This window comes from Pseudomonas sp. CFBP 8771 (assembly GCF_014841695.1).
Taxonomy (GTDB): Bacteria; Pseudomonadota; Gammaproteobacteria; order Pseudomonadales; family Pseudomonadaceae; genus Aquipseudomonas; species Aquipseudomonas baltica.
In genome coordinates, this window is record NZ_JACYUJ010000001.1 from 449,509 (window position 1) to 464,767 (window position 15,259).

At 64.3% G+C, this 15,259-nt stretch carries 11 protein-coding genes; 1 reads left to right on the forward strand and 10 read right to left on the reverse strand.

Annotated elements, in window-relative coordinates:
* Positions 1–59: 59 nt before the first annotated feature.
* The 9 genes from IFT80_RS02050 to IFT80_RS02090 all read right to left on the reverse strand — a co-directional run bounded on the left by IFT80_RS02050 (position 60) and on the right by IFT80_RS02090 (position 11,125).
* Complete coding sequence (locus tag IFT80_RS02050; RefSeq protein ID WP_192136622.1) at positions 60–674, reverse strand: TetR/AcrR family transcriptional regulator; 615 nt, start codon at positions 672–674, stop codon at positions 60–62.
* Positions 675–886: 212 nt separating this feature from the next.
* Positions 887–3,130 (reverse strand): TonB-dependent receptor, encoded by a 2,244-nt coding sequence (locus tag IFT80_RS02055; RefSeq protein WP_244652272.1) that lies wholly within the window; start codon positions 3,128–3,130, stop codon positions 887–889.
* A gap of 149 nt (positions 3,131–3,279) precedes the next feature.
* Positions 3,280–4,272, reverse strand: coding sequence for a siderophore ABC transporter substrate-binding protein (locus tag IFT80_RS02060; protein ID WP_122478563.1), 993 nt, complete (start codon positions 4,270–4,272; stop codon positions 3,280–3,282).
* Entirely contained in the window at positions 4,269–5,051 is a 783-nt protein-coding gene (locus tag IFT80_RS02065; protein WP_192136623.1) for an iron ABC transporter ATP-binding protein, read from the reverse strand. Before IFT80_RS02065 ends, IFT80_RS02060 begins: the two co-directional genes overlap by 4 nt.
* The gene (locus IFT80_RS02070; protein WP_192136624.1) at positions 5,048–5,998 is read right to left on the reverse strand and encodes an iron chelate uptake ABC transporter family permease subunit; all 951 of its coding nucleotides are present in this window, start codon (positions 5,996–5,998) and stop codon (positions 5,048–5,050) included. Before IFT80_RS02070 ends, IFT80_RS02065 begins: the two co-directional genes overlap by 4 nt.
* Positions 5,995–6,939 (reverse strand): iron chelate uptake ABC transporter family permease subunit, encoded by a 945-nt coding sequence (locus IFT80_RS02075; protein ID WP_192136625.1) that lies wholly within the window; start codon positions 6,937–6,939, stop codon positions 5,995–5,997. The genes IFT80_RS02070 and IFT80_RS02075 overlap by 4 nt, the downstream gene beginning before the upstream one ends.
* Positions 6,936–8,702, reverse strand: a complete 1,767-nt coding sequence (locus tag IFT80_RS02080; protein WP_192136626.1) for an ABC transporter ATP-binding protein — start codon at positions 8,700–8,702, stop codon at positions 6,936–6,938. The genes IFT80_RS02075 and IFT80_RS02080 overlap by 4 nt, the downstream gene beginning before the upstream one ends.
* Positions 8,696–10,498, reverse strand: coding sequence for an ABC transporter ATP-binding protein (locus tag IFT80_RS02085; RefSeq protein ID WP_192136627.1), 1,803 nt, complete (start codon positions 10,496–10,498; stop codon positions 8,696–8,698). The genes IFT80_RS02080 and IFT80_RS02085 overlap by 7 nt, the downstream gene beginning before the upstream one ends.
* 105 nt (positions 10,499–10,603) lie before the next feature.
* The gene (locus IFT80_RS02090; protein ID WP_122478551.1) at positions 10,604–11,125 is read right to left on the reverse strand and encodes a sigma-70 family RNA polymerase sigma factor; all 522 of its coding nucleotides are present in this window, start codon (positions 11,123–11,125) and stop codon (positions 10,604–10,606) included.
* A 182-nt stretch (positions 11,126–11,307) separates the two neighbouring features.
* Between IFT80_RS02090 and IFT80_RS02095 the strand changes: the two genes are divergently transcribed.
* A complete protein-coding gene (locus tag IFT80_RS02095) occupies positions 11,308–13,476 on the forward strand; it encodes a condensation domain-containing protein (RefSeq protein WP_192136628.1) in 2,169 nt (722 codons plus the stop codon).
* Between the two features lie 437 nt (positions 13,477–13,913).
* Here the strand turns inward: IFT80_RS02095 and basC are convergent, their stop codons facing one another.
* Entirely contained in the window at positions 13,914–15,233 is a 1,320-nt protein-coding gene (gene basC / locus IFT80_RS02100) for a putative histamine N-monooxygenase (protein WP_192136629.1), read from the reverse strand.
* Between the last annotated feature and the right edge of the window lie 26 nt (positions 15,234–15,259).

Sequence of the window (15,259 nt, forward strand, 5' to 3'; positions counted from 1 at the left end):
AAGCGGGTAGAAAGAATCCGATTCTGATACTAGTGACCAAATCAGTCAATGGTCACATATCAGGGTGCCAGGCTCCTCAGTATCAAGGCGGGCAGTTGCGCGGCGGCGAGCGAGGCGCTCTCGAGGTTGTATTGCAGCTGCACTGGACTGATGTAGGGCCGCATCACCAGAAAGATCCCATGGCTCGCTTCGTCCAAAGGTGTCTGATGTTCGAACTCGCCGGTTTCTCTGCCTTCGCGCAGGATCTGCTCGATCAGCCCATGCAGGCGTTGGCCGTGTGCCGCCGCCGAGGGCCAGTTGTCCCGCGCCGCGACAGCGGCGATGTCGTAGAGCTTGCGATCATGGAAAAACAGCTCGCTGCCGGCTTCCACCACGGCCTTGAACAGACGCGTCAGCTTGTCGGACGGGCTGCTGGCTTCGCCCATGGCCTGGTCGACCACGGCCATGATCATGGCCAGCCGGCTGGCGCAGATCATTTCGCCGATGGCCTGCTTGGATTCGAAGAACTTGTAGATGTAGGCCTTGGAAAAGCCGATGGCCTTGGCAAGGTCCGATACCGTGGTCTTGTCATAGCCGTAATGGCCGAAGTGGGCCATGGCGGCCTCGACGATCTGATCGCGAACGCTGTGATCGGTTGGGCCCCGGGAGGGGAAAGCGAGGGGCTGGCGGGTCATGGCGGTTGTAGGGCTCGGTAGACTGGGATCTACAGAGAGTGACTGTAACCGCGTCTGGTCACAAGTTCATTTGCGACGCGTCGAGCCTGCGAACGGCCGCTCCCACCCAACGAGCAGCGCCCTCGTAGGCGCGGCCGGTGGCCGCGAAAAGGCCCTGGGCCGGCACGTTGACCTGCGCCCAGGGAAGCGACTGCCGACGGGCCGGCCTGGTTCTAGAAGTCTACGCTGGCCGACAGCTCATAAGTGCGCGGAGCGCCCAGCCCCAGGCTCTGAGTGAGCGGCATCCCCCAGTAATCCTTGTCGGTCAGGTTGCGCACGTTGGCACGCAACGTCACGGGTTTGTTGGAGACGTGCGTGGTGTAACGCGCACCGGCATCGAAGAGGGTGTAGCCGGGGACGGACAGGCTGTTGTCGGCGTTGATGTATTGCTCGGAAACCGCCGTGGCATTGGCGGTCAGCGTCAGGCCTTCAAGCAGGGGGGTGTCCCATTCCATGCCGAGCTTGCCCTGCAGTTTGGGATAACCGGTGGCCTTCTTGCCGTCCGTGGCGCCACCGGCGCTCTTGGTCACTTCCGGGTCGACGTAGGCGACACCGCCCATCAGCCGCACATCCATCATCGGCGAGCCGAAGAAACCCCACTCCACGCCGCGGTTGCGCTGTTCACCGCCGAACGAATAGATATTGGTGGCCGGGTCGGTGTAGGCATTCGGGCGCTTGATCTCGAACACCGCCAGGGTGTGGGTGAAAGTGCCCAGATCGAGCTTGAGGCCGACTTCCTTCTGCTTGGACTTGAACGGCGCGAACACATCACCGGCGTTGGCGGCGCTCGCAGGCGCCGAGGCACCCTTGCTCAGGCCCTCGATGTAGTTGGCATACAGCGACAGGTTGTCGGTGAGCTTGAACAGGATGGCGCCTGCAGGGGAGGTGGCATGGGTATCGTAATTGGGTCGGTTGCGCGCGCCGGTGACGACGCTGAACGTATCGGTGACCACTTCCTGACGGCGTACACCCGCAGTGACCTGCAGACGATTGTCGAACATCGACAGGGTGTCGGCTATGCCGTAGCTCTTCAGGTCGTTTTCGGTGTGCGAAACCGGCGGCCAGGACTCGGGCGATTTTGCTCCCCAGACAGGGTGGTAGATGTTGGTGGTCACGATTGAATTGGGGACCGCACGAAGACCGAAGTTTTTTTCCTTGTCACTGTATTGGGTAGCGTTCACCGACCACTGGTGATTGATGCCGAACGTATCGAAATGACCACGCAGGCCGACCTCGGCCGAGGTTTTCTCGATTTCGGTTTTCAGCAGCCCCATGGTCGTTCTGAAATCACCCGCCGCATTGATCACGGCCGAGGATATGGCTCCGCTGTATTGGTAATGGGTTTTGCTGGTGCCCACCGCACCGTAGGCCATCACGGCGTCGCTGAGGTCGTACTCGCCGCGCAGGATGACGCCTTTGTCCTTGGTTTCGACGTAGGCCCAGTCAGGGTTGAGCAGCGTTCCCGCTTTCGGCGGCTTGGGAATGCCGACGCCGGCAGCCAGGCCAATGCCGCGGTTCTGACCGTTGACACGATCGTCGGCGTCGAAGAGGTCGACGGACAGCCGGGCGCGCTCGCCGCGCCAGTCCAGCGCCAGCGACGACAGCACGTTGCGCGACGACTGGTCATCGGTGGCGGTATCGCCGTCACGGTAGACACCGTTGAAGCGCACACCGAACTGGTTGCCTTCGCCGAAGCGTCGACCGATGTCCAGATGCCCACCGAACTGCGCATCCGATTGGTAGGTGCCGGTCAGACGCGTCAGCGGGGTATCGCCAGCGCGTTTTGGAATCAGGTTGACGATCCCGCCCACCGAGCCGCCCGGTGGCATGCCATTGAGCAGCGCCGAGGGGCCCTTGAGCACTTCGATACGCTCGTACATTTCCGGCGATGCCCGGTAGAAGGGCGCCATGCCGTAGAGGCCGTCGACGGTCATGTCGCTGACGCTCACGCCGAAACCGCGGATCGAATAGTTCTCGCCGTAGGTGCCCTTGATACCGTTGTTGAACACCGACGGGTCGGTGGCGGCGATCACGTCGGTGATGTCCTTGGCCTGCCTGTCCCGAATGTATTTGTCGGTGTAGCTGATGGTGCTGAAAGGCGTCTCCATGATGTCTTTGTTGCCGAGCAGGCCGACCCGCCCACCGGTTGCCACTTGTCCGCCGGCGTACTCGGGCATCAGGGTGCCGAGCGTGTCCTGGGTGCCTTCGATAGTGGTCTCGGACAGCACCAGGCTGCCTTTGTCGGGCGCTGTGCGAGCTTTTTCAGCCTGCTCCTGCGTCTCGCCGAGGGCGCCCATCGCAACGCCGCTCAGGCCGAACAGCAAAGCCATGTGCACGGCGGTGCAGGTACGGCTCAGGGCGAATGTCGGTGCTGTCGGGGCTGGATTCGCGGGTCGCGGGTGACGGTGTGGCAACATGCTGGATTCCTTTCGGTTCGGTAATGAGTGAAGGCTCACTAGGGTTCCGAAACAAAACGAAATGTCCTCAATGGAAAGGATTAACATTCGATAATAATTCTCGTCACTGTGAGCGACCGTTGCCAAGCAGCCACATTTGCCGCTTCGGATCAGTGTGCGTAGCCCTCCATCACCTCATCAGCCATGCGTGAAAGACACGTCACGCTGGCGGTGCACAGGTACCAGGTGCGGGCGTCGACGAAGATCACCCGGCCCTGGGTCCAAGCCTTGGTCTTGCGCAGGAGGGGGTTGTCCAGGCTGTCCAGGTTCAGCGCCGGGCGTCGTTCCATGACGGCGGTGCGGTCGATGACATAGAGGATGTCCGGGTCGGCCTGCTGAATGAACTCGTTGGAGATCGGCTGGCCGTGCAGCCCGGCTTCGATGTCGCTGCTGGCGGGCTTCACGCCCAAAGTGTCGAAAATGAAGCCGTAGCGCGATTTCACGCCGTATGAGGTGAAGGCGCCATTGTTGTGCAGCACGATCAGCGCTTTCTCGGGACGCCCCTCGGTGACCTTGCGCGTCTGCTCGACCTTGGCATCCATCAGCGCGACCTTTTCCTCGGCCAATGCCGGTTTGTTCAGGATGCGGCCAAGCAGGGTCAGGTGACGCTTTGCCGTTTCGATGAAATTGCCCTGTTTGTTGGTCAGGTCGATGTCGTCGTAGACCGTCGGCGCAATCTGGCTGAGCTCGTCATAGCTGCGCGCCTGCAACGGCGAGATCAGGATCAGGTCGGGCTTGAGCGCGTGCAGGCGCTCGAGGTTGGGTTCGATGGTGGTACCGACATCGGCGATGTTCGGGTCATCGCGGTACTTGAGCAGAAAGTCGGCGACATAGTCCTTGGCGATGCCCACCACCGGCGCGCCGAGTTGGTCGAGGCTGTCCAGCTCGCTCATGTCGAAGGCCACCACACGTTGCGGCAGCTTGTCGATAGTGGTCGTACCCAGGGCATGCTTCACGGTGATCGGCGTGTAGGCGGTGGTGGCAGGCGCGGCTTGCACGGCAGCGGGTGGGGTGACCCCGGCCGTGGGTTGGTCGCAGCCGTAGAGCGTGCTGATGGCCAATGCCAGCAGGCCACCGGCGACCTTGTGGTGTGGGGTGTTCATATCGGTTGCCTTGATGTCGAGGGGTTGAAATAGTTGCAGACGAACCCGCGTTCGCTGCGCAGGATTTCGAAATCCAGTTCGTAGAGATCGCGCAGGCACGCTTCGTTGACCACCTGCGCGACCGGGCCCTGGCTGTGCACGGTGCCGTTCTTGATGGCAACGATGTGGTCGGAATAATTGGCGGCAAAATTGATGTCGTGCACGACCAGGATTACCGTGCGCCCCTGTTCGTCGCACAGCCTGCGCAGGGCGCCCATGATCATTACGGCGTGTTTCATGTCGAGGTTGTTGAGCGGCTCGTCCAGCAGCAGATAGTCAGTCTGCTGGGCGATGGTCATGGCCAGGAACGCCAGCTGCCGTTGTCCACCGCTCAGTTCGTCGATGTAGCAGCTGCGCAGTGCCTGCAGGGACAGAAAGCCGATGGCCTGGTCGATTGCCGCGTGGTCGGCGTCGGTGAGGTTGCCCTGGCTGTAGGGGAAGCGACCGAAGGCGACCAGTTCTTCCACCGTCAGGCGCAGGCTGAATGCCTGGGTCTGGCGCAGGGTAGCGACTTGCCTTGCGTAATCGCGCACGGCAATGCGGGCGCTGTCGCGGCCGTTCAGGGTCAAGGTGCCCTGCGACGGCTTCTGCAGGCGGGCAATGAGCATCAGCAGGGTAGTCTTGCCGGCGCCGTTGGGACCTATCAACGAGGTCACCTTGCCGGACGGAAACCGCACGCTGACGTCGTTCAGCACCGGGGTGCTGCCGTAGGATTTGTGCACGTGGCTGAGGGCGATCATGGGCTGCCTCGGGTGCGGATCATCAGCGTGAGGAAGTACACGCCACACACCAGGTTGATGAGAATGCTGACGGAGGTGTTGTAGTTGAACAGCTGCTCGACCAGGTACTGGGCAACGATGAACACGCCGATGGCAACACCGCAGGCGGTCGGCAGGGTGGCGTGGTGGCGCGCGGTGCGGGCCAGGGCGTAGCTGATGTTGGCGACGATCACCCCCATGAAGGCGGTGGGGCCGACCAGGCTGGTGGACACGGCCACCAGCACGGCGATCAGTGCCAGTTGCAGGCGCACGCTGGGTGCGTAGTCGACGCCCAGCGAGACGGCCTGGTCGCGGCCCAGCGTCAGTACATCGAGTACCGGCAAGGTACGGTGCACCAGCAGGCATGCGCCGACGACCAGCACGCCGCCGTAGATCACCTGGTCCAGCCGGGCCCGGTTGAACGAGGCATAGCTGAAGCCCTGCAGGATCGAGAACTCGCCTGGGCTGATCTTCAACTGGATGAACTGGGTGAAGGTAGCCATCACCATGCTCAACACCAGCCCCAGCAGCAACAGCAGGTAGACGTTGCCGCGCCCATCGCGGAACAGCCAATGGTGGATCAGCCACGAATAGCCGAGCATCAGCACGATCGACAGCAGCGCGTTGCCGCCCCGGCCGAGCAGTACCAGGCTGTGCGTGCCCAGGCAGAGGATCAACAGGGCCTGGAACAGCAGGTAGATGGACTCGTAACCCATGACCGCCGGAGTCAGGATGCGGTTGCCGACGATCGTCTGGAACATCACCGAGGAGTAGCCGATGCAGACACCGGCGATGACCATGGCGGCCAGACGAATCAGGCGTCGTGGGATCACGTAGGCGAAATCCATTCCCGAGCCCAGCAGCACGAAAGCCACAGCCAATGCCAGTACCGAGAGCCAGAGTCCGTAGCGGGTCGCATTCGGGTTCATGTGTACTTTCTCAGGAGCACGATCAGGAACACCACGCCGCCGATGCTGCCTGCGGTCAAGCCGATCGGCACCTCGAAGGGGTAGATCAGCAGGCGCCCGATGATGTCGCAGACCAGCAGCAGCGCCGCCCCGCACAGCGCCACGATGAGCAGCGTGCGCTGCAGGTTTTCGCCGTGGTAGAGCGCCACCAGGTTGGGCACCACCAGGCCCACGAAGGGTATCGCCCCCACGGTGATCACCGTCGCCGATACGCACACGGCCACCAGCATCAGGCCCACGGCGGCGTTGGCGGCGTAGTTCACCCCCAGGCTGCTGGCCATGCCTTCGCCCATGCCCAGAATGGTGAAGCGCTGGGCGAACAGGTAGGTGAGCAGCACGATCGGCAGGATCAGATAGATGATTTCGTAGTTGCCCTGCACGATCTTGGAGAAGTCGCCGAGCATCCAGCCCTGCATGCTCTGCAGAAGGTTGTGGCGATAGGCGTGGAATTCGGCGAGTGCGCTGAGCACGCTGCCGTACATCAGGCCGACCACGGGTACCAGCACCACGCTCTTGAACTGGATGCGGCGAATGATCGCCACGAAGAGCACGCTGGCAAGAAAGCAGAAGCCCAGGGCGAACAGCATTCTGACCGTGCTGCTCGAGGCCGGGGCTATGCTCAGCGACATCAGGATTCCCAGCTTGGCTGCATCGAGGCCGCCGCAGGTGGCCGGCTCGACGAAGCGGTTGCGCACGATCTGCTGCAGGATCACCCCGCACATGGCCAGCCCGGCACCGGTCAACACCAGTGCCACCAGGCGCGGCAGACGGCTGGCGGTGAGGGTCAGCCAGGCATCGCCGGAGAAATTCCACAGCTCGCTCCAGGACACCTCCTTGACCCCCAGCGTCAAGGACAGCCCGCACAGCAGCAGGAATGCAACCGGCCAGCTCGCCGCCCTCACGTAGCGTCCTCGTCCGCCGCTGCCGCGGCCAGCCGCCAACCCTTGGCGGCGCGTCGCTGCGCCAGGAAGCGCGCGTAGGGCCCGGCCTGGCGGCTGAGCTGGGCATGGCTGCCCCGTTCGGCGATGCGCCCACTCTCCAGCACCACGATCTGGTCGGCCATTTCCACCGTCGACAGCTGGTGCGCGATCACCACCAGCGTGCGCTTGCCGCGCAACCGGGCCAGGGTTTGCGCGATGGCTGCCTGGTTTTCGGCATCGAGGGCCGAGGTGGCTTCGTCGATCAGCAGGATCGGCGCATCCTTGAGCAGTGCCCGGGCAATCGCGATGCGCTGGCGCTCGCCGCCGGAAAGCCGTGCGCCGCCTTCGCCGACCTGGGTGTCGAGCCCGTGCGGCAAACGTGCGACGATCTCCAGCACGCCGGCCTGCTCGGCAGCCTGCAGGATCTGCTCGCGACTGGCATCGGCCCTGCCGACGCCGATGTTGGCGGCGATGCTGCCCTGGAACAGGTAGGCGTCCTGGAATATCTGACTGGTCTGCGCCGCCAGCCAGGCGCTGGACAGCTGCCGAACGTCCACACCGCCGATCTGTACGCTGCCCTGGCCAACGTCGAAGAAGCGCGCGATCAATCGCACCAGAGTGGTCTTGCCCGATCCTGAGGCGCCGACCACGGCGGTCATTCTTCCCGCCGCGATGTGCAGGTTGATCCCCTGCAGGATCGGCGCCTGGTCGGCGGTGTAGCCGAAGCTCACGTCGTCGAACGCCACGCTGTTGTCGGCAGGCTCCGCCGCTGTCTGCGGCATCGGCAGCGGCTGCACGGCGAACAGCTCATCGACCACGGCCAGTTGTCCGCGCGCGCCGCGCAACACTTCGCTGTAGCTGGCGACCTCCAGCAGCGGGTCGATGAACCGACTGGCCAGCACCAGCGCCACCACCAGCGCTGCCATCGAAGCGGGTGTCGCGCTGCCGGCAGACGAGTGCAACGCCCACCCGGCAGCTGCCAGCAGTGCTGCGAAGCTGGCCTGGACGGCCCAGCTGTTGAGTACCACCGACATGGCCGAGACGTGAATCAGGCGCCGGGCCGACTGCTGCTGGCCGGCAATCGCCTGCTGCACAAACCGTGCGCCACCGTCTTCGCCGTTGAATGCGCGCAGGACCGACTGGGCCTGGGCGAACTCCACCATGCGCCGACTGGCTCGGGCGCTGCTGGCATGGAATCGGGCGTCGCTGCGTTGCCCCATCCGGGCCGTCAGGGTGAACACGGCAAGCAACAGCGGCAGGGTCACCGAGGCGATCAGGGCCATCTGCAGATTCAACCAGAACAGCCCGGCCACTACTGCCAGCGGGGTGATGACGCTGGTGATCAGGGGCGTCAGGACGTGGGCGGGCAGTTGTGCCAAGGCCATCATGCCCTGGGTCGAGACATGGCTCAGACGAGCGGTGTTGTCTGGGTCGAACCAGCCGACCGGCAGTCGCGCGACGTGCTCGCTCAAGCGATGGCGGCCGGTTTGCAGCACGGCCATGCCGAAGCGTACGCCGGCTTTCTCGACCACCCGACGCAGCGCCCAGCACAACCCTGCGCCGACCAGCATCGGGACCAGCCCGCGCGTGGCGGCCGTGATGTCGTGGCCCAGCAACCCGGTGAGCACGGGTATCACGGCGACGATGGTCAGCCCGTTGAGCAGCCCGTACAGCAGGGTCAGCCCCAGGTAGCGATAGAGCACGTCGGCGTCGTTGCCCAGCAGCCGCAGGAAAGTGTTCAGCATGGGCCGTGCTCCGCAAGCTCGGTGTTCGGGTAGTCGCCCGCTTGCCACAGCCGGGCGTACCGGCCGCCAGTGGCGAGCAATTGCGCGTGGGTGCCTTGCTCCTGAATGCTGCCGTGGTCGATCAGGATGATGTGGTCGGCGTGCATCACCGTATTTAGACGGTGGGCGATCACCAGCACGGTGCGGCCCTGGGCGAAGCGTGAAAGGGCCTGCTGGATGTGCACCTCGTTCTCGGCGTCGGCGGCGGCGGTGGCTTCGTCGAGGACCAGCACGGCCGGGTCGAGCAGCATGGCGCGGGCAATGCTGACTCGCTGCAGTTCGCCTCCGGACAGTTGCGCGTCTTCGCCCACCACCGAATCGTAGCCACGGGGCAGGGCGATGATCCGCTCGTGCACATTGGCCAGGCGCGCTGCCTGCTCGATCTCGTCGAGGCTGGCCGAGGCGCGGCCCAGGGCGATGTTGTCGCGCAGGCTGGCGTGGATCAGGCGCACGTCCTGCAGTACGAAGCCGATATGCCGATACAACTGCGTGCTGTCGATCTGGCGCAGGTCGACGCCACCCAGGGTAATGCGCCCGGTATCCGGGTCGAAGAAGCGCAACAACAGGCGCGCCAGGGTCGACTTGCCAGCGCCGGACGGCCCCACCACGGCCGTGACCGTGCCGGGCCTGAGGGTCAGATCGATGTTGCTCAACGCCGGCGTTTCGCCGTCGTAGCTGTAGCTCAGGTTCTGCACCTGCAGTTCGGTTCGTGCCGGCAGGTCGATGGCTGCAGCCGTTGGCCTGGCCAGTTCCGGGGTGGCCAGCAATTGCTGAATGCGCAGGGCCGCGCCCGTTGCGTTGTGCAGGTCATGGGTGATGTAGCTGAGCAGCAGCAAGGGCGCGCACAGGCTGGGCGCCACCAGGACGAAGGGCAGCAGGTCGATGGCTTCGATCCAGCCCAGCCAGGTGAACAGCGTGCCGAACGCCAGCACGATGCCGAGCACCACCACCGGGGTGATCAGCGCATGGGCATTGGCCATGGCACTGACCAGGGGGCGGGCGAAATCCTCGAACGCCAGCGCGAAGCCGTCCACGGCCTCACGGTAGTTGGCCTGGGCCTTGCCCTCGATACCGAAGGACTTGACCACGGTGATGCCGTTGACGAATTCCACCACGGCGTTGTTGATGCGCGCCATCCCGGCGCCGAACGCCTGCATGTTGGCGCTGCTTGCCCGGGTTGCCCTGGAAACGAACAGGAAAAACAGCGGAAAGGGCAGCAGGGAGATGACCGCCATGCGCCAGTCCGTGGCGAACAGGTACACCGTGGCGAACGACACCGCCCCCAGCGAGCGACCGACCGTGGTGTAGAAGTGCGCGGTCAGGCTGTGCAGGGTATCGACGTCATCCTGCATTGCCTGCTTGACCTCGCCCGAGGCCCGCGCGGTGAACCAGCCCAACGGTACCTTGCCCAGCCTGCGGGTAATGGCCAGGCGCAGGTGCGAGGTGATCTGGTTGTCGAGCAGATGGGCGAGCATTTCGCCCAGCGAGAGCAGGATCATGCCCAGCATCAGGCAGGCCAGGCTGCCGGCGATGACGGGCCACACGTGCGCAGTCGACTCCAGCGCCCAGACCCCGCCGTCGGCCGGGTCCAGCGCCAGGCCGGCGAGGTAGGCGATTGCGGCCAGTGGCAGCAAGGTCAGGGCGGTACCCAGGCCGGCGAGGATGGCCGCCACGATCAAGCGGCTACGAATGGGCCGGAGCAGCTGGGATATCGCGCCTTCGGCGACAGGGGGGTCGGTAGCGGGTGCGGCGCTCATTGAATCTCCGTAAAGAGGGCAGGGCCCTCGGCAAGGTGTGCAGGCTCGGCACAGGTCGTGGATGCACGGTGCTTACCGTGTATTACGAGCGACGGCGAATATTCCTCAATGGCTGCAGCGATCGCTGGCGAAGGGCTGGCAGGCGCGCATGGCGCTGGCGATGTACTTCTCCACGGACGACACCGACACATTGATCTGACTGGCGATTTCGCGATGGCCCATTCCGCTCAGGCGATGCAGGAGCAGGGCCTGGCGGGCCTTGGCCGGCTGCTGGTTGATGACGGCGTCGACCTGGGTCAGTGCTTCGAACGCCAGGGCGCGACTCTCTTCCGATGGCCCCAGTGGCACGTCCTGGTGCCTCAGGCGTTCCAGGTGCCCGGCTTCCAGGCTGCGACGACGGTAGAGGTCGATGAGCATGCCCTTGGCGATCTGCGTGAGGTAGCAGCGACAGTGCTCGGGCGCTGGCACGGCGCCCTTGCGGATGAGGTTGAGGTAGATGTCGTGCGCCAGGTCCGCGGCGTCCGTCGAGTTGCCCAGCTTGCGTCGCAAAAGGCCGCTGAGCCAGCCGTGATGATCTTTGTAGAGCCGCTCCACTTGTTGTCTGAGCGCGAACGATCCGTTGTCCACGATGCCTTTCCCCACCCCATGTCGACGCTGCGATTTTGACGAATGCTAATAAGTATGATTATCATTTGCACGATACGGTGTTTGTTTCGCGAGTGCAAACGCACCGCTCTTCCTCGCCGTCCTGCCGCGTTCATGCATCGGCCGCGGCCTTGTTTTTCCTGCCAACCAAGGTGCTTATTTCCATGATGGAAACCCGTCCTGACAACGTATTGCAGACGCCGCTTACGCCCCATGAAGAGCAGGCGTGGCTGCTCCAGCAGCAGTATCCCGAGCAGATCCGCAAGCATTTCTGCGCCTGGTCGCTAGGCTGCGCATTCGATACCCAGCGCCTGGAGTCCGCCCTGAGGGCGGTCATCGATGCACTGCCGGCGCTCAATGCCCGTTATCTGTTCGACGATGAAGGCGAGTTGCGCAAGGTCACGGCCGAGGATTGGCAAGCCTGTGTCGCCGTGCTGCACGTCGATACTCAGGCGCAGGCAGGCGACCTGCTGCTGGCCCGTCAGGCGTCGCCCTGGGACGCCGAAACCCAGGCGCCGCTCGCTGCCCTGGTGATCCAGACCGGGCAGGGCGTGATCCTCGGGTTCGTGCTGCATGAGGTGCTGGACCAGACCTGTCGCGAAGACGACCTGTATCGACTGGTCTTGGATGCCTACGACGGTCGTCCCGTGGGCGTGCCGCACCTGCCGTGGCTGATGCGCCAGGCCACCGACAGCCCACCGCTGGCCTCGCCATCGGCCGACCCCGAGGGGTCGACCGATGCCGACGCCATGGCCGCGCTGATCCTCGGCGAGTTCCGCAACACGCTGGCGGAGCCGGGCATGACGCTGGAAGACGACTTCTTCGAATTCGGTGGCCATTCCCTGCTGGCGACGCGAATCATCGGCAAACTTGCAGACAGCCACGGCGTGGAGGTGGACTTCAACGACTTCTTCAGCGCGTCCACGGCGGGCGCGCTGGCACAACGGGCACGTCGCCGCGAACAGCGTGCATTGGCCGCTGCAGTGGCCTCGTCGACACCTGTGCGAACCGCCCCTTTCGCACCGGCGCAGGCTTCGCTCGGGCGTGCGTACGCCGCCTTCGATTTCGGCACGATCTTCAACCTGCCGTTCGCCGTGGCGTTTCGCGAACCGGTCGACGAGGCCGTTTTCGAGCGCGCCTTCCACGATCTGGTCGAGCGCCATGCCAGCCTGCGCACGACCTTTCATTTCGATGAAGGCGAACCCTACCAGCGGCAGGTACCCCTGGAGCGGCTGAGCCAGTACCGCTGGTTCTGGTCCAGCCAGCACAGCGAGGGTGCCAGCCTGGCCAGCGAAGCGGGGCATGTTTTCGACCTGTCCCGCGAGCTGCCGATGCGCGTGCGCTTCCTGCGTGACGGGCAACAGGCGGGGCAGACGCTTTCGCTACTCGTCCACCACATGGCCATCGACGAGTGGTCGCTCAACGTGATGATGCAGGACCTGAGCCAGGCCTACGCCGCGCGCGCCGCCGACCGGGTGCCGGTCTGGCACGAGCCGGCGCCGGCCTTTCACGAGTACGCCACGCGCGCTCGCATCGCCGGCATCGACCCACGGCACCTGGCCTACTGGACCGACATGCTGGGCGATGCCACGCGCGGCCTGCAGTTGCCTGACCAAGCCGGTGCGGCCGGCGCGCGTGCGAGCGAATCCGGCATCCAGGCACAATGGTTCGAGATCACCCCGAGCCAGGCGCTGACCGATGGCCTGCAGCGGTTTGCCAGGCACAACAATGCTTCCCTGTTCGGCGTGCTGTACACCGCCATTGCCTTGGCCTTGCACAAGGTCGGCGGCCTCGAGGAACTGGTGATCGGTACCTCGGCTTCCGGGCGCACCGATCCGGCCTACTACAACACGGTCGGCTACTTCACCACGATGGTCGCCCATCGCGTGCGCTTCGATGCGCAGCAGGCACTGGGGTCTATGGTCGAGGCAGTCAGCAGCCTGATCAACGATTCCATGGCCTACGCTGACGTGCCGCTGGAGCAGATCCAGCAGGCATTGGGCATGACCCCCGCGGACGGCCTGCTGTTCGACGTCTACATCCAGATTCACGCCAGCAACGCCTTGAATGGCGCGCTGCGTGGGGCCGACGGCGAAGCGATCCGCTACCGGCAGGTCGACCCGGAAAAGAGCCAGTCGATGTTCGGCATGCAGTTCGAAATCATGGAAAACATGTTTGAGGGCCAGCGCTCGTTGCGACTGGTCGTCACCTATCAAACCGCGCGCTACAGCGCCATGCAGATGGACCGGGTCAGCCGCGCGATCGAGCAGGTGTTGACCGCGTTCACTGACAGGGAAGGAGCAAAAGCATCAGTGGGGCAGTTGAGCGTCTAGCGCCGTCCCTTGTAGGAGCGGTCATCGGCCGCGAAGGGTTCACCGCGGTGTATCAGGCTAACCGCGGTGTCCTTTTCGCGGCCACTGACCGCTCCTACGGATGTTGTGCGATTCCCTGTGGGAGCGGTCACCGGCCGCGAAGGGTTCACTCCGGTGTGTCAGGCGGACCGCGGTGTCCTTTTCGCGGCCACTGACCGTTCCTACGGATGTAGTGCGATTCCCTGTGGGAGCGGTCATCGGCCGCGAAGGGTTCACCGCGGTGTGTCAGGCTGACCGCGGTGTCCTTTTCGGGGCCACGGACCGCTCCTACGGATGTAGCGCGACTCCCTGTAGGAGCGGTCATCGGCCGCGAAGGGTTCACTGCGGTGTGTCAGGCTGACCGCGGTGTCCTTTTCGCGGCCACGGACCGCTCCTACGGAGGGGTGCGATGGCGCGGTTCAGTCCTGATGCATGCCGTAGCGCTGGAAAGACGAGCGTTTCGGCAGTCGGTAGCGGGCGCGCCCCAGCAGTTGGTTGACGATGGTGGCGTTGCGCGTCGGGGCGATGCCCAGGTCGGGTGAGCCGACGCCGTGCTGAAAGATTTCCGCGTTCTGGATGAAGATCTTGCCGGCGCCGTCGTCACGGCGGCGCGCGGTGAAATCCGCCTGCACCACGCAGTCACCATAGCTGTCGGTGTCCAGCAGTGTGTCCTTGAGCCGTTCGAACCACTGCGGCCAGGTGTGCCGGTAGCCCGTCGCCGCAACGATAGCGTCCGCTTCGAGGGTGCCGGTCTGGTCCAGTTCACGGTGCCGGTAGGCGATACGCAGTGCGCCGTGAACATCCTCCACACGCTGCACATCGCAGTTCGACAGCAAGGTCAGCCCTGGGTCACGCCCGCCGATGGAGCGCTCGTAGATCAGGTCGTACAAGGCGCCGATGGTCGAAAAACTGATGCCCTTGTACAGCAGCCCTTGCCCGGCAACGACTTCGCGCCGTCGCTCGGGCGCCAGACTATGGAAGTAGTCCATATAGGCAGGGGTGAAGCATTCCTGGCCCAGCTTTGAGTATTCCATCGGATGAAAGCCCGGCGAGCGCGTGATCCAGCGGATCGAGGCGCCTGCCGCGACCCGCGCCGGCGTCAGTTCGCTGAACAGTGCCAGTACACATTCCGCTGCGCTTTGCCCGGAACCGATGACGGTAACCTGCCGGCACTCGGCCAGCTCCGCCTGGCGTTTGCCGAATTGCGCCGAGTGCATGATCGGCGCAGTGCTCCTGACCTGTGCCCACTGGGGCAGCAGGGGCTGGGTGCCGATGCCTACGGCCAGGTGTCGGCTGCGGTAATGACGCTTGAACCCCGAGATCGACTGGCTCTGGATCAGGAAGCGCTGGGTGTCGGCGTCATGGGTCACCTCGCAGACTTCCTCGTCGAAACGGCAGGCACCCAGGCGCTGCGCTGCCCAGCGGCAGTAGTGGTCGTATTCCAGCCGAGGTACCTGGAAGTTGTCGTAGTAATAGAACGCGTGCAGCCGATCGTGGTGATGCAGGTAATTGAGGTAGCTCAACGGGTGGGTTGGATCGGCCATGGTCACCAGGTCCGCAAGAAAGGGCACCTGCAAGGTGGTGCCGGGAAGGAGCAGGCCCTCGTGCCAGCGAAACTCGCTCTTGCGTTCCAGGAACAGATGACTCACCTCGGGGTGGCCATCGAGCAGCGCGGCCAGGCCCAGATTGAACGGGCCGATGCCTATGCCCGCAATGTCTATCGTCGTTACATCCGTCATCCCGTCTCTCCATGAGCATTGTCGGG

Coding starts and splice junctions, on each gene's coding strand:
- IFT80_RS02050 (WP_192136622.1), bottom strand. CDS start 674: ATGACCCGCCAGCCCCTCGCTTTCCCCTCCCGGGGCCCAACCGATCAC.
- IFT80_RS02055 (WP_244652272.1), bottom strand. CDS start 3,130: ATGTTGCCACACCGTCACCCGCGACCCGCGAATCCAGCCCCGACAGCA.
- IFT80_RS02060 (WP_122478563.1), bottom strand. CDS start 4,272: ATGAACACCCCACACCACAAGGTCGCCGGTGGCCTGCTGGCATTGGCC.
- IFT80_RS02065 (WP_192136623.1), bottom strand. CDS start 5,051: ATGATCGCCCTCAGCCACGTGCACAAATCCTACGGCAGCACCCCGGTG.
- IFT80_RS02070 (WP_192136624.1), bottom strand. CDS start 5,998: ATGAACCCGAATGCGACCCGCTACGGACTCTGGCTCTCGGTACTGGCA.
- IFT80_RS02080 (WP_192136626.1), bottom strand. CDS start 8,702: ATGCTGAACACTTTCCTGCGGCTGCTGGGCAACGACGCCGACGTGCTC.
- IFT80_RS02085 (WP_192136627.1), bottom strand. CDS start 10,498: ATGAGCGCCGCACCCGCTACCGACCCCCCTGTCGCCGAAGGCGCGATA.
- IFT80_RS02095 (WP_192136628.1), top strand. CDS start 11,308: ATGATGGAAACCCGTCCTGACAACGTATTGCAGACGCCGCTTACGCCC.
- basC (WP_192136629.1), bottom strand. CDS start 15,233: ATGACGGATGTAACGACGATAGACATTGCGGGCATAGGCATCGGCCCG.